This is a genomic window from Paenibacillus sp. FSL M7-1414, from assembly GCF_038003195.1.
Lineage (GTDB): Bacteria > Bacillota > Bacilli > Paenibacillales > Paenibacillaceae > Paenibacillus > Paenibacillus amylolyticus.
The window spans coordinates 313,955-334,335 of record NZ_JBBOOS010000001.1 but is presented as its reverse complement, the minus strand read 5'-3'; the positions used below and the strand labels follow the sequence as shown (position 1 = coordinate 334,335).

Here is a 20,381-nt window from a genome sequence, read left to right as displayed (position 1 = left end):
ACTGCCTCTTACCAGCTACCACCCAAAATTCAGTGTTTTCCCCGTCTCCACCCAAGTTTTGATGCTGCTTAGAATCATCCACCAGCTGCTCTGTGCATTCGCAATGGAAGGATGGTTATCTGTAAATTGATCATTGATTAGCGTCAGCTTCGTACACTCACCTACCGTTTCCAACTGGAAGACCACTCTGGATTGAAGCTCGGCATGATTCGCATGGTACGACGGTCCGGGATGCTCCTGATAGCTAAGTCTGGACAGCGGTTCAAATTCCAATATATCGCCATACACATGGACGGTCTCCGCACCATCATTGCCCGGCCCTACATAAGCAAACGGCTGGCCTGGTTGGAAATTGGTGCGAAGTTCGCTGCCGAAAAAGCTGTTCCGAGTGCCGTCTGGTGATATTAGAGCATTCCACACCTCTTCCAGTCCTGCATTGATATAGAATTCATATTTCAGTTCCATGGACTCACTCCCTTTATGTATTGGATAAGCGATCTGCCACCCTCGCACTCCTATCCTATCGTTATACCCCAAAGGCCGTATAGTAAAAACGCGACAACAGGTAAAATATAAGCTCTTTATTTTTCGGGAATGTGTAATACCATAATCCAAATGGATTGCGCCCATATAGTGCTTTCCCAGAAGATCAGATATACTAAACTGGAATTAAATAACAGGTCTGTTCAAGGTAATGCGACTAATTTAGAAAGGAAATGAGATATGAGCCAATCAACCAATATTATGGGCATCCCTTTCCCCAATGTAACGATGAATCAAACGGTTGCAATCCTTGGTGAAGTTGTAGATCAGGGAAGCAATGAACTGTTCCATGTCATCACAGGCAATCCCGAGATTGTTATGTCCTGTCAAAAGAATGCCTCTCTTCGCAAGGTTGTCGATCAAGCCGGGTTGGTCACGGCTGACGGTGCTGGCATTGTGATGGTATCCCGTTTCCGCGGCGGTCAATTGACTGAACGGGTAACCGGTTGTGATCTGCTGTTTCGTTTATTAGAGGAAGGCAATCAAAAACACTGGTCATTCTACATGCTGGGAGCAGAAGAAAGTGTCAGTGAAGAGGCCGTGAAAGTTATTGCGCAACGTTATCCGGGAGTTGTTGTAAAAGGTAGACATCATGGTTACTTCCAGGCAGATGAGGAACAACAGATTGTGGAAGAGATTTGTACTGCTCAACCAGACTTTCTTATCGTGGCTCTTGGCGCCCCCCATGCGGAACACTGGATTAACAAGTATCGCCACCAGTTGAACGCTCGTGTAGCCATAGGTGTTGGAGGCAGTCTCGATATCGTGGCTGGCAAAACCAAGCGTGCCCCTGCGATATGGCAGAAGTTTAACCTGGAATGGCTCTATCGCCTCCTCAGTCAACCATCGAGATGGCGCAGGCAACTCATTTTACCCCGTTTTGCTGTGCGGGCATTGTTGTTCAGAGAACCTAAATAATGTGAGATGAGCAGGAGGGATGATTCGGATGAAACAGGTAGAACAAGGAGACAGACCAAGTATGGGCCTGTTGAATCTGAATGAAGGTGACCATAAATATCAACTGACACGCCATGCTCCTTCCGAAGCACTTCGACCTTTTGTTAAACATTACTGGATCGTATCGTGGGATCTGACTGGACTTGAACCGTATCCCCAACATGTCGTGCCTAACCCTTGTGTCAATCTGATTGTGGAACGGAACAATACGTTTTTCTTCGGACCATCGGGACGTAAATTCTCCTATCATGTGAGCGGGAAAGGTCGTGTATTTGGCGTGAAGTTCAACCCAGGAGGATTTTATCCCTTCCTTCGGGTTCCTGTTTCTTCATTGTACGGACAACCGATGAATGTATCCAATATTCTTGACGTCACAGCGGATTCCTTGGAAGACCGGCTTCTTGGGGCGGGGGATGATGCGGATAAAACCAGTTACATCGACCAGCTATTGTGTGCACACCTTCCTGCTGAAGATGCTCAAGCGAGAATGGTTAATGATATTGTGCAACAGATTGAACAGAACCGAGAGATGCTGAGAGTGGATGATCTGTCTTCTTATTGGAATATGCATACCCGAAAGCTTCAACGGCTGTTCAATCAGTATGTGGGCATCGGACCCAAAACGGTAATCAAGTTGTATCGTCTGCAAAATGCTGCAGAATGGATGGACCGCGGTCTTCACTGTGACCTGATTAAGCTATCTCAGGATCTTGGATATCATGATCAATCCCATTTCATCCGAGATTTCAAGTCCATTATTGGCAGTACACCAGAGGAGTACTTACACTCTAGACATCCCCATGGTGAGCGCCGAGGGCTGATCAATTAGAAACCTGTCCTGAAAATCAGGACAGGTGAATGACTTCTATGGTATCCCCCGCATGAATTACACCCTCCCGTTCAACTGAGCACACGATTCCACGTTTTTTGCGCGCCGCAGGCACGAATTTTTTGCGCAAACCGTCCTGTTCGTAGAATTGTTCAATCATTTTTCCCGGATGTACACAGGGAAGGTTCTCTCCTTCGCATATTAACCCTGTCCCGTTTGGAAATAGGAGCCGCGTTCCAGCAGGCAGTTCCGTCAATCGATCAATGCCACGGACCAGTATATTGGCACCAAGCCACTCTGGACGCACTTCAGGAATGTTCATTTTCTCAGCAATAAGAGCACATTCTTCCTCAGACACAATACTGATCTGGCGGCGATTCGCAATCGGTGTACCACGCTTGTAGATTTTCTGACGTGAGTCCGCCGGACGAAGCAGACCATAATGACGGTCACCCGGAATTCCTGCAAGCTCAATATCGATAAAAGGTACAACTCGGGTCACAAATGTGGATGGATCATCAGCCAACATGACGAATTGAACTGTTCCCATAGTAATCTCCTCCCTTTCCTGAGCAATATTACTTCTTTATTGTTCATTATTACCCAATGAATGGATTGTCGACAATCGGCGTATGCTTAGCTTTGTAACCATTTTTTAATTTCAACATCAAAACTCAACTGGAAAACGATAAATAATTTTAATAATACGCAATTAAATTGTTACAAATTAAATTTACTCTTTCCGTTCTTATTACAAACATTTATACTAGGATGGACAAGTAAATAAATTACATATCAGAAAGCAAGGTGTTTCCATTGATTAGTATCATTTTTGTAGCTCTTGTAGCTGTCGAACACTTCTATATCATGGTGATGGAGATGTTTATGTGGACTCGTCCACGCACAATGAAAACCTTTAATCTCACGCCGGAATTCGCCAAATCCACCAAATCTCTCGCGGCCAATCAAGGTCTTTACAATGGATTTCTTGCGGCAGGTCTGATCTGGGGACTCGTATATCCGGATGCAGCCGTTGGACAGCATATTCAGATTTTCTTCCTAGCGTGTGTGATTATTGCGGCTCTTTATGGAGGAGCAACTTCTTCACGGTCGATCATTATCAAACAAGGTTTGCCTGCGATCATTGCGTTGTTGCTAGTTCTGTTCCTGTAATTTCTGTCGAATGGTGCATTGCTTCGATTCATGTTAACTCCTTTATGGTAAGGTAGTGAATAGATAGCAGTGTACAATGACCAGAATCGTTCTGGAATTGGAAGGAGAACATGTCATGGGATTGTTTGACAAGCTTCGGCGGCGCAAAAAGGAGAAAGTACCTGCAGGTGGTGCTGTCGAATCAACGAATTACAGTGAAACCATCGTGGGTTTTGTCCTGCTGGAGCGTGACGATTGTGATTTTGGCCTCTTCATCAGGAACATGAAGAACGAATGGGATATCGAGATTGAAGAACGCCCGGAGGAGGGCAATCTCTTTTTCGAAGTGAATGGAATGCAAGTGGTGTGTGCCCACATTCCTGCGCCTGTGCCTGACCGTGAAGTTGAGGAAAATGCCAAACTCAACATCCTTTGGCGAGAAGCGGAGCAAGTTACCTCACGGCACCAGTCTCAGATTATTGTCTCTGTTCTGAACGCAACAAATGCTATTGATGGACATGTTCTGTTCACTCAAACAGCGAGTGCCTTATTACAGTTGGATCACGCACTGGCCATATACATGGCCCCACTTGTTGTTGAAGCCAGTCAATATGTTGAAACCAGCCGTGGGATCAAACATGATGAGCTGCCAGTCTCGCTCTGGATTTTCATCGGATTATTCCAAAATGCCGAAGGCGCTTCAGCTTACACTTACGGACTACGTAACTTTGGTAAAGAAGAGATGGAGATTATGCAATCGTCTGAATCCTTAAGCGATGTATTTGAGATGATGTTCATGACCACAACGTATGTGATTGAAAACGACGTCACACTGCATGATGGGGAAACACTTGGTTTCTCGGCAGAACAAAAGCTGAGCATTTCCCTTTCCAAAGGTGTAGCAACTGAAGGTAACAGTTTGAAGATTGGCTTCTAATTTACGTAGGATTTTCAATTTATCATGTTACAGTTATAGAGGCCGTCTGGAGTTCATTCTCTGGGCGGCTTTTAGCTATTTAACCTTCCCTTCCAATGAAGATATGATAACAATCCCTGAATTTAACTTCCCTAGGAATAAGTAGTCCATAAGAACCACTTAATTATGAATTTAGTTTTCATTCTCGTTATAAAAAGGTATAATTAATAGGCTTATAGTCTCATATATTACATATTATTTTATTATCGAGGAGTTGCCTACATGTCTGTTAGACGTTTGGATTCAACTAAACCTATTATTGAAATTATCTGGGAAGGTATTGTTTCTCCTGAACATGTCGAACAAACGAATACAGAAATCCAGAGAATAGCGGAACAATTGGGAAATTCGTTTGATGTGCTAGTAGATATGCGGAACATGAAGGCTTTCCCTCAGGATACCAAAGAAAAAATTGTGGAACACCAGAAACTACTGACACAGTGGGGGATGAAGCGAGCTAGTGTAGCCGTAGGTGGTGCGATCGCCAAAATGCAATTGAATCGGATCTCCAAAGAGTCCGCGCACCAGACTGAATTCCAATGGGAAACGTATGACGAGGCTTTGGCATTTTTGTTGAAATAATATTGAAGTGATACGGACTAAGTATAATAAGAGAGGTACCGATGCTGTACATGGCACACAGAAAGAGGCGTTCCCATGAGGAAACGCCTCTTCTTTTGCAGTTCCACTTGGTTTACTCAGTTTTGCCAGTGATCCGAACGCTCATCATTTAAGATTCAAGTTTACTTACACGCACCATCGTTACTGATGTACCATTTAGGGAATCCTCCACAAATCCTAACCGCTTATATAAGCGAATCGCTTGGTTATCCGGGTCAACACTGAGCGAGACTGCTGCAATTCCCCGCCGTTCAACCTCATCTAATGCGGTCTGAAGCAGTAAGGTACCTACTCCTTTTCCACGTGCATCTTCCGTTACAGCCATCCCCATCTCTGGCGTAGCTGCATTCACATAACCGTATCCCGCATTCTGATCCGTATAGAATCTTAATGTTATTGAACCTAGTCTCTTGCCCTGCTGGTCAACTGCAACATACCCGAAATCCCCTTCTCTTCCCCAGTCTTCAACGTATTTGGACAGTCCGGGAGTATGAATACTTTCGATTGGAAAAGGTTCATCACCTTCTCTTCTATGCAGGGATGCGTATAACATCTCCCACAGAAAGGGGATATCCTGTTCTTCAATAGGGCGTACATAATAGTTGGTTATGATGGTCATGTTTGCTCCTCCTTCAGCTTTTCAAAAAGGCGGTCCATCTCATTCAGATTAAACTCATTGGTAATCTCGTAGTCCTGAAATTTGTCTCTTGTTTTCGCGCCGCTATAGATGGAGATAGATTGTTCATTATAAAACGTGATTCCGAAATCTTTAGTAAAGCGACCTTCTTTATTAATAGTAAGTCGCCACTCATAGTAATGCGGATTCCTTTCAGAAACGTCGAATTCCCGTACTCTTTTGAGATCAACATCCTTTAATAACTTCAGCATGTCTCTAATCTCTTTGGGATCTGTAATCGTTATTTCATCATCTTCATTATACGGTTCATTGTCGGAAATTTTCCTAATCGTCAGTCGATCCAATGTATCCAGCATCGTCATATGATCGGTAACCTCTGCTCGAAACGTCGTATGTTTGCTGGGGATATACATAGTATATTGACCAGAGGTATACATACGCACTGCAATAGCTAAAAAAACAATAATCATGGCGATACCCATAATCATCTTGATTCGTTTAATCATCCCAATCCCCTCTCTAGATCTACATAAAACATATAAATTGGTAATTATTGATATATTCCAGTATAACATCTCACTCCTTCTGTTCCAATGTCATTTCTTATCTCTGGTTCCTCAATTACGATGACGTTTTGGGCTACACTAAAAATTAAAGATTTAAACAAACAAGCCGCGTTCTCCCATAGGGTGAACGCGGCTTGTTTGTTACTTTGTTATATTGTTTTATTAGCTATTCAGATCGAGGTAAGACGATAACACTTATCCCGAGCATGAATATGACATACGCAGACTTGGCCTCACGTCTGTTCAGCGTACGCCGAAAACTATTTGTTTTCAGCTCAATACACGACCTGCTGATTCTCGGATAACCAGCTCAGGCTTCAGCACAATCTTCTGTGGTTCTTTTTGTTCATCCTTTAACTCTTCAATCAACAGATCTACAGCGCGATGTCCCAGTTCTTCAATTGGCTGGGCAACGGTCGTAAGCGGTGGACTGGTTACCGAAGCCAGAATGGTATTATCAAACCCGATAATCGACACATCCTCTGGCACGCGTAGCCCCAGCTCTTTGGCTGCCTGAAGAGCACCGATGGCCTGAATGTCATTACAACAGAACAAACCTGTCGGGTGATCCTTCTCACCGAGCAGCAGTAACGCCTCTTTTTTGGCCGAGCTCAGATCAGCTGCCGATTCTCGGATCTGATTCGGTTCCAGCGTATGACCTGCCTTAATCAGGGTTTCACGGAATCCACGTACACGTTCCTGACTGCTGCTGACTTTGGACGGTTCCGACAGAACCGCTACACGGGTGTGCCCAAGTTCAAGCAGATGCTCCGCTGCGAGTGCTCCACCGAGAATGTCATCAATGGTGACTGTATGAACCGACAGGGATGGCATATGACGTGCAATCAAAGCGACAGGGATGGACTGCTGCAAAAGTGGTGACAAAATTTCGGCATTATCGATCCCGGTTCCGATCATCATGCCATCGACCCTTTTTTGCTGAAGCAGATTCAGATAACGCTCTACCCGCTCGTCCTTATTATCCGTACTGCAGATGACCACGCTGTAACCCAATTGACGGCTACGATCCTCCACGGCTCTTGCGAGTTCTGCGAAATACGGGTTTGAGATGTCCGGCACGAGCAGCCCCAATGTATACGTCTGCTTCCCTGTAAGTGCAGCTGCGATCGCGCTGGGTTGATAGTGAAGGCGCTCCATGATCTCCATAATCTCGGCGCGCCGCTTCTCACTGATCTTGCCTTTGCCATTAATGACCTGCGAGACGGTTGCAATGGATACACCCGCCTCGCGTGCTATATCGTATATGGTTGCTTTCATTGTTTTTTTCCCCATTTGTGCTATATATAAATTTCCTTATACATAGATAATTGTTCTCTTCTTCTCATTATGCAGGGGGAAGTCTGCATACGCAACTTGAAGCCAGCACAATGTGCGTAGCATGAACTGTTTTACTTTTTCATCAACCACTCATGGTCAGGATCGTTATGGAATTTCCAGGTCCGGGTTGGTCCAGCCATCACGTTCAGATAGTAGACCTCATACCCCGGAGGAGCGCCTACCGGATGATATCCGTCCGGAACAAGCACCACTTCTCCGTTTTTCACTGCTAGCGTCTCGTCCACAGAACGATCATCCGTGTATATACGCTGAATGGCAAACCCCTGCTCAGGCTGTACACGGAAATAATACGTTTCTTCCAGCAAAGATTCATCCGGGAGTGCGTCCCGATCATGCTTATGTGGCGGGTAACTGGACCAATGCCCATCTGGCGTGAATACCTCAACAACGAGCAGACTGTCCGCTTCCTTTTGTTCCGGCAAAATGTTGTGAATCTGGCGTTCCAGATTGCCATATCCTCGTGCCTCTACCCCTACATCTTGGGGTGCAATGAGACGAGCCGGGTACGTGCCTTTACCGGGTGCAACACATATAGCGATTTCCAGTTCGGTACGTGCTGTGATCTGCACTTGATCGGAAGTTGAGACGTAGACCGAATACGGCGGAATTTTCTCGAAAACACTCATTCTTTTTCCGATATTATCCCATGTGTGCTCCCGGGTACTTACATTGGCGAAACCACTGAGAAGCACCACACAGAGTTCCTGATCACCGCTCTCACGGGTTAGCGTCTCCCCCTCCGCCAGCTTCGCTACCTGAAAACCAACATATTCCCACCCCGCCGACTCCGGTGTTACGTTTATAAGTGTACCGTCTCCCTCCGGGTTGACCACGGGTTTCACAATACGTTCTGACATCTTGTCATCCACTCCTTTCTGTAATCATCCACAACAACCTGATACTTATAAAAACAAAAACCTGGACTATTCATGCCCTCTATTAGAAAAAGTGACTTTAATCTTCTACTATGGCGTTGCTGTTTGCGATTCCAGTGACATCCCAGGAACTTCACTCAGCTTCACAGGTCTTCCCCGCTCCATGGACAGTTTTGCTGCCAGCGCAATTCGTTCTGCCTGTACTGCATCGTGGCCATCTACGATAACCGGTGTATCATGGAGGATTGCATCGATAAAGAGGGCTGTCTCCTGCACATACGCTTCATTGTAGCGTTCCAGGAAAAAGTGTAACGGTTTGTCGCGCATGAGCCCGGCCGCTGTACTGATTTCAGCCGTATTTGGATGATCATTCGCCGCTGCGGCGCTGCCCATCGAGCCAAATACTTCAACACGCTGGTCATACCCGTATACAGCCTGACGACTGTTATCAATGACACCAATCGCTCCATTGGCAAACGTCATCGTTACAATCGCTGTATCCACGTCCCCATGTTCCGCAAAAACCGGATTGATCAGCACGTTACCCTGAGCGTATACTTCTTCCACTTCACTCCCGGACAGATACCGAGCCATGTCAAAATCGTGGATCATCATGTCCATGAAAATCCCGCCAGACACCCGGATATACTCCGCAGGAGGCGGACTCGGGTCGCGAGACGTAATTTTGATAATATGTGGATCACCAATCGTACCATCCTGCACATGCGCACGTATCCGTCTGAAGTTGTGATCGAAGCGGCGGTTAAATCCAATTTGTAACTTCACGCCAGCCTTCTGAACTGCCGCTACAGCCGCTTGGGTCTGTGCCAGATCCATGCTGACCGGCTTCTCGCAGAAGATATGTTTGCCCGCCTGGGCGGCCTGTTCGATCAGCGGCACATGTGTATCGGTTGAAGAACAGATCAGCACCGCGTCTACATTAGGCATCGAGATCAACTCGCTGCTGTTCGTTGTTACAACAGGGATGCCACGACTGGAGGCCCAAGCCTCCAATTCAGGACCTGCAAATAAGTCACTGATTCCCACAATCTCGGCATGCGGGTTACGCAGGAGATTGTCTGCATGAATTTTGCCGATCCGTCCAGCACCGATGATGCCAATTCTCACTTTGTCCTTGCCCATTCCGTTATCCTCCCTATGTGCGTCCATATGGGCTGGGCGTTCCCCTTAGCCCGAGTGATGCTCTGGTTGTTACCAGCGCGCCGTTACCATCTTCTTGCGAGTGTAGAATTCAACACCATCCGTACCATTGGCATGTAGATCACCATAGAAGGACTTTTTCCAACCGGAAAACGGGAAGAATGCCATTGGCGCAGGTACGCCCAGGTTAATACCCAACATGCCCGCATCAATCGTTTCACGGAATTGACGCATACTCGCTCCGCTGCGGGTGAACAGACACGCCCCGTTGGCAAAATCAGAACGGTTCGCCAGCTCAACGGCTTCCTCCAGCGTAGACACTCTTGCTACCGAGAGTACTGGAGCAAAGATCTCATCCTGCCAAATTTTCATATTGCTATCAACTTGGTCAAATACCGTTGGCCCTACAAAATAACCGGATTCACCTGTCGCCTGATCCTTACGTCCATCCCGAATCAATGCCGCGCCTTCCTGCTCTCCGGCTTCAATGTAACTGAGTGTACGCTCTTTATGTGGTCCACGGATGACAGGACCGAGGAACACGCCCTCATCCATGCCGTTACCAATGGTAATGCGGTCTGCCGCTTCCACCAGCTTTTGTACCAGTTCGTCAGCCACATCACCCACAGCCACAACAACCGCACATGCCATGCAACGCTCCCCTGCTGAACCAAAGGCTGCACTGGTAATCTCTTTCACGGTTAGATCCAGATCGGCGTCCGGCATAACGATGGAGTGGTTTTTGGCACCAGCCAGTGCCTGTACCCGTTTGCCATGCTTGGATGCAGTGGTGTAGACGTATTCAGCTACAGGTTGTGATCCGACAAAGGAGATCGCTTGAACATCCTTATGTTCCAGCAACCCGTTCACGACATCATGCGCGCCGTGAACGATGTTGAGCACACCGTCCGGAAGCCCTGCTTCCTTAAACAGCTCTGCCAAGCGGCCTGCCAGTAGCGGTGTGCGCTCGGACGGCTTCAGGACAAAGGTGTTACCACACGCAATAGCCAGCGGGAACATCCAGCAAGGCACCATCATCGGGAAATTGAATGGGGTAATTCCCCCAACAACACCGATCGGGTAGCGGTACATGCCCGACTCCAGTCCTGTAGCGATGTCAGGCAGTTGTTTGCCCATCATCAGATTCGGGGCACCTGCCGCGAACTCGACGCATTCAATGCCACGCAATACCTCGCCATACGCTTCGGCATAACTTTTACCGTTCTCCAGCGTTACCAGGCGGGCGAGCTCCTCCCAATGTTCAACCAGCAACTGCTGGTAGCGGAACAGAATACGTGCACGGCGTGGAACCGGTGTGCTGCTCCAGGATTTGAACGCTTCTCGTGCTGTCTGAACCGCCAGATCCACGTCCGCTTGTTCGGACAGTGGCACATGTGCAATAACTTCTTCCGTGGCCGGATTCACCACTGGCTCCGTGCGAGTTGACGCTGGGGTTACCCAGGCACCTCCGATCCAGTTTTGTACCATTGTCGCTGTTGCAGACGCTTCAGAAATTCCTTTTCCCATAGCCCTGTCTCCCTTCGCTTATGTGTGATCCCTTATGTTGAACTTATATGATTGATGTTGATCTGTATGAGTACGTTGTTCAAAGTATTGCAACGTGCTTCAGGACACGGTGATCTCGCCCCGATTGCAACGTTCGATGTAATCATTCACCTGTTCTACTGTTGGCATCGCATCCGAACAGCTGTGGCTTGAAATGACGATACTTGCTGCGCCACTGCCATAGGCCATACTGCGCTCAATCGTCCAGCCCTGCATCAATCCATACAGGAACCCGGCCGCATAGGAGTCGCCTGCACCAAACGTTTTGACCACTTTTGCCGGATAGCTGTCAGCACGGTGAGAAAGCCCTTCACGTGTATAAGCAATGGACCCTTCCTTGCCGTGTTTGATTACAACGATGTTGGCTGAGAAATCAAACCATTTCTGTGCAGTTACCTGGTCGCTATGATCCGGATTGTGGTCGAATGCCTCCATCATGTCGAACTCTTCACGTGTACCGAGGATGATATCGCATTTCTCGGCTGCGAGGTTGTAATAGACCGCTGTCTCTTCATCTGATGTCCAAGTGTATGGGCGATAGTCCAGATCAAACACAATAACTGTGCCATGTTTTTTCGCATACGTTAGTGCCTGTAATACGGCTTCACGGGATGGGCTCTGCGCGAGGGCTGTGCCTGAGATTAGCAGCACTTTGGAGTCAGCAATCAACTGCTCTTGCACCTCTTGCGCCTGTAATAACAGATCAGCTACATTGTCCCGGTACATCAGGATACTGCAATCCGTTGGGCTTTTGATTTCGGTAAAAGCAAGCCCTGTCACTGCTCCGGTGTCATCTGTAACTACATTTGATGTGTCGATGCCGTTCTTCTCCAAATAACTCTGGATGAATCTGCCCATCTGGTCACCCGCGATCTTACCGATAAAAGCCGTCTCCATACCCAGTCTGGACATGCCAATCGTAATATTGGCCGGAGAGCCGCCAACATACTTCGTGAACGTCATCGTCTCTTCCATCGGGCGATTGATCTCATTGGCGTTCAAGTCGATGCACAAGCGACCAATGGCGATGAAATCCTTCTTCCTGGATACCGGAAAGGATACGTAAGTCATTGCATGTGAGCCCCTTTCTGTAGTGGGATTTTCCATGTTGTATATGGATATCTAGACTAGTTACTCATTCCATCGTAAGAACTCGTAAACGGCTAGAGTAAGTCATTTTTATTTTCCAATCGTAACGTTATACTCTTGCTGGCCTTCTTCCTTTTCACTTCATGGGTTTGGCCTCTGACCGCTGCAATGCTAAACGAATCAGCTGTGTTGGTATAACGACTCCATATAGTTCAAGGAGCGTTTGGCATACTCATACGGGTTATGAATCGCAGGGTCCTGCTCTCCTTCAAGCATCGCCCAGCCATCGTACCCTCGTGTGATCAGTTCTTGCAGAATTGGTGCAAAATCAATGCATCCATCCCCTGGTACGGTGAACACCCCTCTACGAATACAGCCGACAAAGTCAGACTGCTCCGCGCGTGCTTCATCCAGCACATGCGGGCGGATATCTTTCAGATGGATATAGGCGATTCGATCATAATGTTTACGCAGCAGCTTAAGTGGATCGGCTCCGCCATAGTAGGCATGACCTGTGTCATAGAGCAGATACACGAGAGAAGGATCGGTCAACTCCATCAGTCGATCAATCTCATCTGGTTGTTCTACCACTGTGCCTCCATGATGATGGTACGTAAGCTTCAACCCATGCTCACGGGCAATGGCTCCTGCTTCATTCAATCCTTCAGCGAGGATATGCCATTCAGATTCGCTGAGTCTAAGCACTTCTTTTTCATTCGGTGTCCGTCTTGGATCAAAATGAAGTGACCCGCCTACCTCCGCCGTACTGATCACCTTACTGCCCATGGATTGCAGGAATTCCGCATGTCTGCGATAACCGTCCAACTCCGACTGACGATACGCCGGATCGGAGAACAGTACCGATTTCCACTGGGAGACCAGATTGATATTCCTTTTACTCAATTCCTCACGCAATATAGCGGGATCGGTTGGATACTTACGTCCCATCTCTGTGCCTGTCAGCCCAAGACGCTGAATGTCATCCAGAATCTGTGCACACGTTGTCGCATCACCATGCTCCTTCACATCTTCACCGACCCAATTGATCGGATGAATCCCAAGCTGGAATGGCAGCTTGCTCATTGCCCCACGTCTCCTTTGTCGTTCAACATTGTGATTCACTATATTAAACCGGATTAAATCGGTCTTGCTTTGGCACGGTTGGCTTTCATGGTGTGATGAGCATGAACTACCTTTTCTTCGGCAGATACCTCAGGTACACCCACATTCCACCATGACTCGTATCCACCTGCGTTGGTTCCAGGCACGACCGGAATCTCAATCAACGTACTTACTGTTTCGTTCTTCGCATCTCGGAGTGCTTGTTCCAGCTGTTCTGCCGTTTCCGCTCTATAGGATTTGGCTCCCATGCTTCGGGCGTGAGCTGCAAAGTCCATTGGCATGTAATCCCCGGTCAGTCGTCCACTCTCGGATTCCCGATAACGGAACTCATTGCCGAACCCGTCACTACCATGTTCCCGCTGCAAATTATGAATACATTGGAATCCATTGTTGTTGAATAATAGAACGGTCATCTTCTTCTGTTCCTGCAAACTAGTCACAAACTCCGAATGCAGCATCAAATAACTGCCATCACCGACCATCGCGTACACTTCACGATCCGGCTCGGCAAGTGCTGCTCCGAACGCTCCACTTACCTCGTACCCCATACAGGAGAATCCATACTCCATGTGGTATGTCTTTGGTTCAGACGCACGCCACAGACGATGTAGATCACCCGGCAGACTGCCTGCCGCACACACTATGACGGAAGATGGATCAATGGTCCGGTTAACGATGCCGACTGCCGTAGTCTGTGCCAGCCCTGCTTCATGTTGAGCTGCATACAGCCGATCCACTTCTGCATTCCACTCAGCGCGGAGATCAGCGATTTCAGATGCACCATATGCACTGCGATATCGTCTTTGCTGCAATTCCTTCTGCAAAGCCTGCAATCCTTCGCGTGCATCTGCCAGAATGGCTTCTCCGCCTAACTTGGCGGCATCCATGCCGTTCAGGTTGATGTTAATGAATGACACTTCCGGATGCTGAAAAGCAGAGCGGGATGCCGTCGTAAAATCCGAGAACCGTGTACCGACGCCGATCACAACGTCCGCTTCTCTCGCCAGCCTATTGGCTGCCAGAGAACCGGTAACCCCGATGGCCCCCACATTCAGTGGGTGGTCCCAAGAGACTGCGCTCTTGCCCGCCTGCGTCTCGGCGATCGGAATACCAAATGCCTCGGCGAATTCCACTAGCTGGGCGGACGCCTCAGAGTACAACACACCGCCGCCTGCAACGAGCAGCGGCTTTCTGCCACGGGCAATCTGTTCCATTGCCCGTTCAATGGCTGCCTGTACCGGGGGGCGACGATCCAGATAATGTACTTTGCGGGCAAAGAAAGATTCCGGGTAATCGTACGCTTCTGCCTGCACATCCTGCGGCAATGCGAGCGTTACTGCTCCCGTCTCTGCTGGATCGGTTAGCACACGCATCGCCTGTGTAACAGCAACCATCAGCTGTTCGGGACGAACAATGCGATCCCAGTACTTGCTGACGGCTTTGAATGGATCAGTGGCTGAGATTGTATAATCACTGCTTACTTCCAACTGCTGAAGCACTGGGTCCGGTTCCCGTGTAGCAAAGTTATCTCCTGGAAGCAATAAAACCGGAATCCGGTTCACCGTTGCAGTAGCTGCGGCTGTAATCATATTCAAAGCACCAGGTCCAATGGATGTTGTACATGCATAGATCTGTCTACGGTTCTTCTGCTTGGCATAAGCCGCTGCCGTATGCACCATGCCTTGTTCGTTCTTGCCTTGCATATACGTCAGGCTTCCCGGACTGCGCTCCAGCGCTTCTCCAATGCCTGTTACATTGCCATGTCCAAAAATACCGATGATTCCCTTCACAAACTTGGTTTCCACCCCGTCAACCGAGATATATTGCTGATCCAGGTATCGAAGCAGTGCCTGAGCCATCGTTAGTCGAATTGTTTTCATGAATTGATCGCCGTCCTTTCCTTTACGGGTTAAGCGCTTAATCTACGTTAAGTTTAAGCGCCTTACCCTGAAGGTTAAGCGCTTAATTGATATGGTATTACAGGTTAATGATTTACGCAAGCTATTTTTGTAAGCGTTTTTATGAAATGTGGTAAAAAAAATATTCTTGTGTTCGAACATGTGTTAGACCTTCTCTATTTGAACACTTCCACAATGACTAAGAACAGACTTAAAAAAGGGGGAAAATATCGTGAGGATGGGATACATGCTAAAGCCAAATAATCCGTGACCTTCGTATACTACAATCGCCCATATACCTATGAAAGCAAAAAAAGAAAGAGACGGTGAGTACCGTCTCTTTCTTTTGCAATATATAAGCGGGTGATGGGAATCGAACCCACGCTATTAGCTTGGAAGGCTAAAGTTCTACCATTGAACTACACCCGCATAACAACAATCGGGATGACACGATTTGAACATGCGACCCCCTGGTCCCAAACCAGGTGCTCTACCAAGCTGAGCTACATCCCGTTATCTATACCGGCGAGAGGACTCGAACCTCCACGGTTTCCCACTCGATTTTGAGTCGAGCGCGTCTGCCATTCCGCCACGCCGGCAAAATATGAAGTTATAATGGCGCGCCCTGAGAGATTCGAACTCCCGGCCTTTTGATTCGTAGTCAAACGCTCTATCCAGCTGAGCTAAGGGCGCAAAATATTGGAGCGGAAGACGGGAATCGAACCCGCGACCCTCGCCTTGGCAAGGCGATGCTCTACCGCTGAGCCACTTCCGCAAATAAGGGATGCGCGTGGAGGGACTTGAACCCCCACGTCAAAGACGCTAGATCCTAAGTCTAGTGCGTCTGCCAATTCCGCCACACGCGCATATAATGGTGAGTCATGAAGGGCTCGAACCTTCGACACCCTGATTAAAAGTCAGGTGCTCTACCAACTGAGCTAATGACTCATAGAAAAACTGGTGGAGGATGATGGATTCGAACCACCGAACCCGTACGGGAGCAGATTTACAGTCTGATGCGTTTGGCCGCTTCGCTAATCCTCCAGGATTACATGGTGCCGGCGAGAGGACTTGAACCCCCAACCTACTGATTACAAGTCAGTTGCTCTACCAGTTGAGCTACACCGGCGTATTACATGGTGTTATAAATGGTGGCTCGGGACGGAATCGAACCGCCGACACGAGGATTTTCAGTCCTCTGCTCTACCGACTGAGCTACCGAGCCTTACTACATTAAAAAAATGGCGGAACCGACGGGATTCGAACCCGCGATCTCCTGCGTGACAGGCAGGCATGTTAGGCCAACTACACCACGGTTCCAGATCACTTTCTCAAGGAAAGTATAATTGCGGGGGCAGGATTTGAACCTGCGGCCTTCGGGTTATGAGCCCGACGAGCTACCGGGCTGCTCCACCCCGCGTCGTTATAAAGTTATATGGTGGAGGCTGAGGGGATCGAACCCCCGACCCTCTGCTTGTAAGGCAGATGCTCTCCCAGCTGAGCTAAGCCTCCATATTATGACCCGTAGGGGATTCGAACCCCTGTTACCTCCGTGAAAGGGAGGTGTCTTAACCCCTTGACCAACGGGCCTTACTGGCTCCCCGAACAGGGCTCGAACCTGTGACAACTCGATTAACAGTCGAGTGCTCTACCAACTGAGCTATCAGGGAATGGTGGAGCCAAGCGGGATCGAACCGCTGACCTCCTGCTTGCAAGGCAGGCGCTCTCCCAGCTGAGCTATGGCCCCATACTCTGGTGTATTTCTTGTTGTGGTCTTGCTATGGGCCCTGGTGGACTCGAACCACCGGCCTCACCCTTATCAGAGGTGCGCTCTAACCAACTGAGCTAAGGGCCCTTATCAATTTTCGAAAAAAAATACCCCAATGGGGTTTCGCTTGGCGGCGTCCTACTCTCCCAGGACCCTGCGGTCCAAGTACCATCGGCGCTAGAGGGCTTAACGGTCGTGTTCGGGATGGGTACGTGTGGAACCCCTCCGCCATCGCCACCAAACGCATAGCATAGCTTACATTCAGAGATCGTTCTCTGAAAACTAGATTCGAAACGAAACATGCGAATTATCACTTGCTATTGGATAAGCCCTCGACCGATTAGTACTGGTCAGCTCCATGCATTGCTGCACTTCCACCCCCAGCCTATCTACCTCGTCGTCTTCAAGGGGTCTTACATACTGGGAAATCTCATCTTGAGGGGGGCTTCACGCTTAGATGCTTTCAGCGTTTATCCCGTCCGTACATAGCTACCCAGCGGTGCTCCTGGCGGAACAACTGGTACACCAGCGGTACGTCCATCCCGGTCCTCTCGTACTAAGGACAGCTCCTCTCAAATTTCCTACGCCCACGACAGATAGGGACCGAACTGTCTCACGACGTTCTGAACCCAGCTCGCGTACCGCTTTAATGGGCGAACAGCCCAACCCTTGGGACCTACTTCAGCCCCAGGATGCGATGAGCCGACATCGAGGTGCCAAACCTCCCCGTCGATGTGGACTCTTGGGGGAGATAAGCCTGTTATCCCCAGGGTAGCTTTTATCCGTTGAGCGATGGCCCTTCCATGCGGTACCACCGGATCACTAAGCCCGACTTTCGTCCCTGCTCGACTTGTAGGTCTCGCAGTCAAGCTCCCTTATGCCTTTGCACTCTTCGAATGATTTCCAACCATTCTGAGGGAACCTTTGGGCGCCTCCGTTACTCTTTAGGAGGCGACCGCCCCAGTCAAACTGCCCACCTGACACTGTCCCCGCACCGGATTACGGTACCAGGTTAGAACCTAGATACGATCAGGGTGGTATCCCAACGTTGCCTCCACACAAGCTGGCGCTCATGCTTCAAAGGCTCCCACCTATCCTGTACAGATCGTACCCAAATTCAATATCAAGCTGCAGTAAAGCTCCATGGGGTCTTTCCGTCTTGTCGCGGGTAACCTGCATCTTCACAGGTATTAAAATTTCACCGGATCTCTCGTTGAGACAGCGCCCAAGTCGTTACGCCATTCGTGCGGGTCAGAATTTACCTGACAAGGAATTTCGCTACCTTAGGACCGTTATAGTTACGGCCGCCGTTTACTGGGGCTTCGGTTCACAGCTTCGGATTGCTCCTAACCACTCCCCTTAACCTTCCAGCACCGGGCAGGCGTCAGCCCGTATACTTCGCCTTACGGCTTCGCACAGACCTGTGTTTTTGCTAAACAGTCGCTTGGGCCTTTTCACTGCGGCCCCCTCGTGCTATTCACACTACCGGGGCACCCCTTCTCCCGAAGTTACGGGGTCATTTTGCCGAGTTCCTTAACGAGAGTTCTTCCGCGCGCCTTAGAATACTCTTCTCGCCTACCTGTGTCGGTTTGCGGTACGGGCACCATCACCTGGCTAGAGGCTTTTCTTGGCAGTGTGAGATCATGACCTTCGCTACTATAATTTTCGCTCCCCATCACAGCTCAGCCTTACAATGTGCGGATTTGCCTACACATCAGCCTTACTGCTTAGACGGACATCCATCAGTCCGCGTCACTACCCTACTGCGTCCCCCCATTGCTCATAACGGCTTACGGTGGTACAGGAATTTCGACCTGTTGTCCTTCGACTACGCCTTTCGGCCTCGCCTTAGGTCCCGACTTACCCTGAGCGGACGAGCCTTCCTCAGGAACCCTTAGGCTTTCGGCGGATCAGATTCTCACTGATCTTTTCGTTACTCATACCGGCATTCTCACTTGTATAATGTCCAGCGCTCCTTACGGTACACCTTCAACCCTTATACAACGCTCCCCTACCCCTGATGCAAAGCATCAAGCCATAGCTTCGGTGGTGTGTTTAGCCCCGTTACATTTTCGGCGCAGAGTCACTCGACCAGTGAGCTATTACGCACTCTTTAAATGATGGCTGCTTCTAAGCCAACATCCTGGTTGTCTGTGCAACTCCACATCCTTTCCCACTTAACACACACTTGGGGACCTTAGCTGATGGTCTGGGCTGTTTCCCTTTTGACAATGGATCTTAGCACTCACTGTCTGACTCCCGGAAGTAAGTCTATGGCATTCGGAGTTTGACTGAGCTTGGTAACCCTTGCGGGCCCCGCACCCAATCAGTGCTCTACCTCCACGACTCTGTTTTCCGAGGCTAGCCCTAAAGCTATTTCGGGGAGAACCAGCTATCTCCGAGTTCGATTGGAATTTCTCCGCTACCCCCACCTCATCCCCGCATTTTTCAACATGCGTGGGTTCGGGCCTCCAGTGCGTGTTACCGCACCTTCACCCTGGACAGGGGTAGATCACCCGGTTTCGGGTCTACGTCCACGTACTAAGTCGCCCTATTCAGACTCGCTTTCGCTGCGGCTCCGGCTCTTCACCTTAACCTTGCACGGGAACGTAACTCGCCGGTTCATTCTACAAAAGGCACGCCATCACCCCTAAAACGGGCTCTGACTTTTTGTAAGCACACGGTTTCAGGTTCTATTTCACTCCCCTTCCGGGGTGCTTTTCACCTTTCCCTCACGGTACTGCTTCACTATCGGTCGCTAGGAAGTATTTAGCCTTGGCAGATGGTCCTGCCGGATTCATACGGGGTTTCACGTGCCCCGCACTACTCGGGATCCGTCTCGGAGGGAACAGACTTTCAACTACAGGGCTTTTACCTTCTTTGGCGGGCCTTTCCAGACCTCTTCGCTTAACCGGTTCCTTTGTAACTCCATGTGAGACGTCCCACAACCCCAAAGAGCAAGCTCTCTGGTTTGGGCTTCTCCGCGTTCGCTCGCCGCTACTGACGGAATCACTATTGTTTTCTCTTCCTCAGGGTACTTAGATGTTTCAGTTCCCCTGGTATGCCTCTGCATAACCTATGTATTCAGTTATGAGTAACTGGAAATTACCCCAGCTGGGTTTCCCCATTCGGACACCCCCGGATCAAAGCTTGCTTACAGCTCCCCGAGGCAGTTTCGTTGTTCGCCACGTCCTTCATCGGCTCCTAGCGCCTAGGCATCCTCCGTGTGCTCTTAGTAGCTTAACCATATCGCTCGTGTTCG

Annotated in this window: 16 protein-coding genes, 17 tRNA genes and 2 rRNA genes; 5 read left to right on the top strand and 30 right to left on the bottom strand. The window is 49.0% G+C overall.

From position 1 onward, the window contains the following. Positions 1 to 15: 15 nt before the first annotated feature. Complete coding sequence (locus tag MHH92_RS01570) at positions 16 to 465, bottom strand: SRPBCC family protein (protein WP_017691129.1); 450 nt, start codon at positions 463 to 465, stop codon at positions 16 to 18. 258 nt (positions 466 to 723) lie between these two features. Between MHH92_RS01570 and MHH92_RS01565 the strand changes: the two genes are divergently transcribed. Both MHH92_RS01565 and MHH92_RS01560 read left to right on the top strand, forming a co-directional pair. Further along, entirely contained in the window at positions 724 to 1,461 is a 738-nt protein-coding gene (locus tag MHH92_RS01565; protein WP_253505032.1) for a WecB/TagA/CpsF family glycosyltransferase, read from the top strand. A 28-nt stretch (positions 1,462 to 1,489) separates the two neighbouring features. Then, the gene (locus tag MHH92_RS01560) at positions 1,490 to 2,329 is read left to right on the top strand and encodes a helix-turn-helix transcriptional regulator (protein ID WP_253505028.1); all 840 of its coding nucleotides are present in this window, start codon (positions 1,490 to 1,492) and stop codon (positions 2,327 to 2,329) included. Between the two features lie 16 nt (positions 2,330 to 2,345). Here the strand turns inward: MHH92_RS01560 and MHH92_RS01555 are convergent, their stop codons facing one another. Then, positions 2,346 to 2,879: an MOSC domain-containing protein gene (locus MHH92_RS01555; protein ID WP_253505025.1), complete on the bottom strand. Its 534-nt coding sequence runs from the start codon at positions 2,877 to 2,879 to the stop codon at positions 2,346 to 2,348. Positions 2,880 to 3,145: 266 nt separating this feature from the next. On the opposite strand from MHH92_RS01555, the gene MHH92_RS01550 reads away from it, so the two are divergent. The 3 genes from MHH92_RS01550 (at position 3,146) to MHH92_RS01540 (ending at position 5,039) form a co-directional block, all read left to right on the top strand. Then, positions 3,146 to 3,502, top strand: a complete 357-nt coding sequence (locus MHH92_RS01550; protein ID WP_036608019.1) for a DUF1304 domain-containing protein — start codon at positions 3,146 to 3,148, stop codon at positions 3,500 to 3,502. Positions 3,503 to 3,578: 76 nt separating this feature from the next. After that, positions 3,579 to 4,418 carry a DUF4261 domain-containing protein gene (locus MHH92_RS01545; RefSeq protein ID WP_253505024.1) on the top strand — a complete coding sequence of 280 codons (840 nt, stop codon included), beginning with the start codon at positions 3,579 to 3,581 and terminating at the stop codon, positions 4,416 to 4,418. Between the two features lie 261 nt (positions 4,419 to 4,679). After that, positions 4,680 to 5,039 carry a hypothetical protein gene (locus MHH92_RS01540; RefSeq protein ID WP_036607981.1) on the top strand — a complete coding sequence of 120 codons (360 nt, stop codon included), beginning with the start codon at positions 4,680 to 4,682 and terminating at the stop codon, positions 5,037 to 5,039. Between the two features lie 148 nt (positions 5,040 to 5,187). Here MHH92_RS01540 and MHH92_RS01535 read toward each other — a convergent pair whose 3' ends face one another. The 28 genes from MHH92_RS01535 to MHH92_RS01400 all read right to left on the bottom strand — a co-directional run bounded on the left by MHH92_RS01535 (position 5,188) and on the right by MHH92_RS01400 (position 20,365). After that, a complete protein-coding gene (locus tag MHH92_RS01535) occupies positions 5,188 to 5,697 on the bottom strand; it encodes a GNAT family N-acetyltransferase (RefSeq protein ID WP_340901634.1) in 510 nt (169 codons plus the stop codon). Beyond that, on the bottom strand, positions 5,694 to 6,221 hold the full coding sequence (locus MHH92_RS01530; protein ID WP_340901633.1) for a hypothetical protein: 528 nt from the start codon (positions 6,219 to 6,221) through the stop codon (positions 5,694 to 5,696). The genes MHH92_RS01535 and MHH92_RS01530 overlap by 4 nt, the downstream gene beginning before the upstream one ends. 330 nt (positions 6,222 to 6,551) lie before the next feature. Beyond that, positions 6,552 to 7,559, bottom strand: a complete 1,008-nt coding sequence (locus tag MHH92_RS01525; RefSeq protein ID WP_036607987.1) for a LacI family DNA-binding transcriptional regulator — start codon at positions 7,557 to 7,559, stop codon at positions 6,552 to 6,554. 131 nt (positions 7,560 to 7,690) lie between these two features. Continuing rightward, positions 7,691 to 8,497: a 5-deoxy-glucuronate isomerase gene (gene iolB / locus MHH92_RS01520; protein ID WP_340901632.1), complete on the bottom strand. Its 807-nt coding sequence runs from the start codon at positions 8,495 to 8,497 to the stop codon at positions 7,691 to 7,693. Positions 8,498 to 8,605: 108 nt separating this feature from the next. Then, positions 8,606 to 9,658: an inositol 2-dehydrogenase gene (gene iolG, locus MHH92_RS01515; RefSeq protein WP_340018940.1), complete on the bottom strand. Its 1,053-nt coding sequence runs from the start codon at positions 9,656 to 9,658 to the stop codon at positions 8,606 to 8,608. Between the two features lie 69 nt (positions 9,659 to 9,727). Beyond that, positions 9,728 to 11,203, bottom strand: coding sequence for a CoA-acylating methylmalonate-semialdehyde dehydrogenase (locus tag MHH92_RS01510; protein WP_340901631.1), 1,476 nt, complete (start codon positions 11,201 to 11,203; stop codon positions 9,728 to 9,730). 99 nt (positions 11,204 to 11,302) lie between these two features. After that, on the bottom strand, positions 11,303 to 12,313 hold the full coding sequence (gene iolC / locus MHH92_RS01505; protein ID WP_340901630.1) for a 5-dehydro-2-deoxygluconokinase: 1,011 nt from the start codon (positions 12,311 to 12,313) through the stop codon (positions 11,303 to 11,305). Positions 12,314 to 12,511: 198 nt separating this feature from the next. Next, entirely contained in the window at positions 12,512 to 13,414 is a 903-nt protein-coding gene (iolE, locus tag MHH92_RS01500) for a myo-inosose-2 dehydratase (protein ID WP_340901629.1), read from the bottom strand. A gap of 53 nt (positions 13,415 to 13,467) precedes the next feature. After that, the gene (iolD, locus tag MHH92_RS01495) at positions 13,468 to 15,333 is read right to left on the bottom strand and encodes a 3D-(3,5/4)-trihydroxycyclohexane-1,2-dione acylhydrolase (decyclizing) (protein WP_253505003.1); all 1,866 of its coding nucleotides are present in this window, start codon (positions 15,331 to 15,333) and stop codon (positions 13,468 to 13,470) included. A gap of 376 nt (positions 15,334 to 15,709) precedes the next feature. After that, a tRNA-Gly gene (locus tag MHH92_RS01490) sits at positions 15,710 to 15,780 on the bottom strand. Between the two features lie 10 nt (positions 15,781 to 15,790). Further along, positions 15,791 to 15,864 (bottom strand) — tRNA-Pro (locus MHH92_RS01485). 7 nt (positions 15,865 to 15,871) lie between these two features. Then, positions 15,872 to 15,950: transfer RNA gene (locus tag MHH92_RS01480), tRNA-Leu, on the bottom strand. Positions 15,951 to 15,967: 17 nt separating this feature from the next. Further along, positions 15,968 to 16,044, bottom strand: a tRNA-Arg gene (locus MHH92_RS01475). A gap of 7 nt (positions 16,045 to 16,051) precedes the next feature. Beyond that, positions 16,052 to 16,126, bottom strand: a tRNA-Gly gene (locus tag MHH92_RS01470). Between the two features lie 10 nt (positions 16,127 to 16,136). Continuing rightward, a tRNA-Leu gene (locus MHH92_RS01465) sits at positions 16,137 to 16,217 on the bottom strand. Between the two features lie 6 nt (positions 16,218 to 16,223). After that, positions 16,224 to 16,299, bottom strand: a tRNA-Lys gene (locus tag MHH92_RS01460). Between the two features lie 10 nt (positions 16,300 to 16,309). After that, positions 16,310 to 16,395, bottom strand: a tRNA-Tyr gene (locus tag MHH92_RS01455). Between the two features lie 9 nt (positions 16,396 to 16,404). Beyond that, positions 16,405 to 16,480 (bottom strand) — tRNA-Thr (locus tag MHH92_RS01450). A gap of 20 nt (positions 16,481 to 16,500) precedes the next feature. Then, positions 16,501 to 16,576 (bottom strand) — tRNA-Phe (locus tag MHH92_RS01445). A 17-nt stretch (positions 16,577 to 16,593) separates the two neighbouring features. After that, a tRNA-Asp gene (locus MHH92_RS01440) sits at positions 16,594 to 16,671 on the bottom strand. A 26-nt stretch (positions 16,672 to 16,697) separates the two neighbouring features. Next, a tRNA-Met gene (locus tag MHH92_RS01435) sits at positions 16,698 to 16,771 on the bottom strand. Positions 16,772 to 16,787: 16 nt separating this feature from the next. Continuing rightward, positions 16,788 to 16,863 (bottom strand) — tRNA-Val (locus tag MHH92_RS01430). Positions 16,864 to 16,869: 6 nt separating this feature from the next. After that, positions 16,870 to 16,941 (bottom strand) — tRNA-Glu (locus tag MHH92_RS01425). Between the two features lie 4 nt (positions 16,942 to 16,945). Then, positions 16,946 to 17,021: transfer RNA gene (locus MHH92_RS01420), tRNA-Asn, on the bottom strand. Position 17,022: 1 nt separating this feature from the next. Further along, positions 17,023 to 17,098 (bottom strand) — tRNA-Ala (locus tag MHH92_RS01415). A 34-nt stretch (positions 17,099 to 17,132) separates the two neighbouring features. Continuing rightward, a tRNA-Ile gene (locus MHH92_RS01410) sits at positions 17,133 to 17,206 on the bottom strand. 38 nt (positions 17,207 to 17,244) lie between these two features. Continuing rightward, positions 17,245 to 17,361: ribosomal RNA gene (rrf, locus tag MHH92_RS01405) — 5S ribosomal RNA — on the bottom strand. A 78-nt stretch (positions 17,362 to 17,439) separates the two neighbouring features. Further along, positions 17,440 to 20,365, bottom strand: a 23S ribosomal RNA gene (locus MHH92_RS01400). Between the last annotated feature and the right edge of the window lie 16 nt (positions 20,366 to 20,381).

What these genes read in the sequence shown, in the direction of transcription:
- MHH92_RS01570 (WP_017691129.1), bottom strand. Translation starts at nt 465, where the DNA reads ATGGAACTGAAATATGAATTCTATATCAATGCAGGACTGGAAGAGGTG.
- MHH92_RS01565 (WP_253505032.1), top strand. Translation starts at nt 724, where the DNA reads ATGAGCCAATCAACCAATATTATGGGCATCCCTTTCCCCAATGTAACG.
- MHH92_RS01560 (WP_253505028.1), top strand. Translation starts at nt 1,490, where the DNA reads ATGAAACAGGTAGAACAAGGAGACAGACCAAGTATGGGCCTGTTGAAT.
- MHH92_RS01555 (WP_253505025.1), bottom strand. Translation starts at nt 2,879, where the DNA reads ATGGGAACAGTTCAATTCGTCATGTTGGCTGATGATCCATCCACATTT.
- MHH92_RS01545 (WP_253505024.1), top strand. Translation starts at nt 3,579, where the DNA reads ATGACCAGAATCGTTCTGGAATTGGAAGGAGAACATGTCATGGGATTG.
- MHH92_RS01540 (WP_036607981.1), top strand. Translation starts at nt 4,680, where the DNA reads ATGTCTGTTAGACGTTTGGATTCAACTAAACCTATTATTGAAATTATC.
- MHH92_RS01535 (WP_340901634.1), bottom strand. Translation starts at nt 5,697, where the DNA reads ATGACCATCATAACCAACTATTATGTACGCCCTATTGAAGAACAGGAT.
- MHH92_RS01530 (WP_340901633.1), bottom strand. Translation starts at nt 6,221, where the DNA reads ATGATTAAACGAATCAAGATGATTATGGGTATCGCCATGATTATTGTT.
- MHH92_RS01525 (WP_036607987.1), bottom strand. Translation starts at nt 7,559, where the DNA reads ATGAAAGCAACCATATACGATATAGCACGCGAGGCGGGTGTATCCATT.
- iolB (WP_340901632.1), bottom strand. Translation starts at nt 8,497, where the DNA reads ATGTCAGAACGTATTGTGAAACCCGTGGTCAACCCGGAGGGAGACGGT.
- iolG (WP_340018940.1), bottom strand. Translation starts at nt 9,658, where the DNA reads ATGGGCAAGGACAAAGTGAGAATTGGCATCATCGGTGCTGGACGGATC.
- MHH92_RS01510 (WP_340901631.1), bottom strand. Translation starts at nt 11,203, where the DNA reads ATGGGAAAAGGAATTTCTGAAGCGTCTGCAACAGCGACAATGGTACAA.
- iolC (WP_340901630.1), bottom strand. Translation starts at nt 12,313, where the DNA reads ATGACTTACGTATCCTTTCCGGTATCCAGGAAGAAGGATTTCATCGCC.
- iolE (WP_340901629.1), bottom strand. Translation starts at nt 13,414, where the DNA reads ATGAGCAAGCTGCCATTCCAGCTTGGGATTCATCCGATCAATTGGGTC.
- iolD (WP_253505003.1), bottom strand. Translation starts at nt 15,333, where the DNA reads ATGAAAACAATTCGACTAACGATGGCTCAGGCACTGCTTCGATACCTG.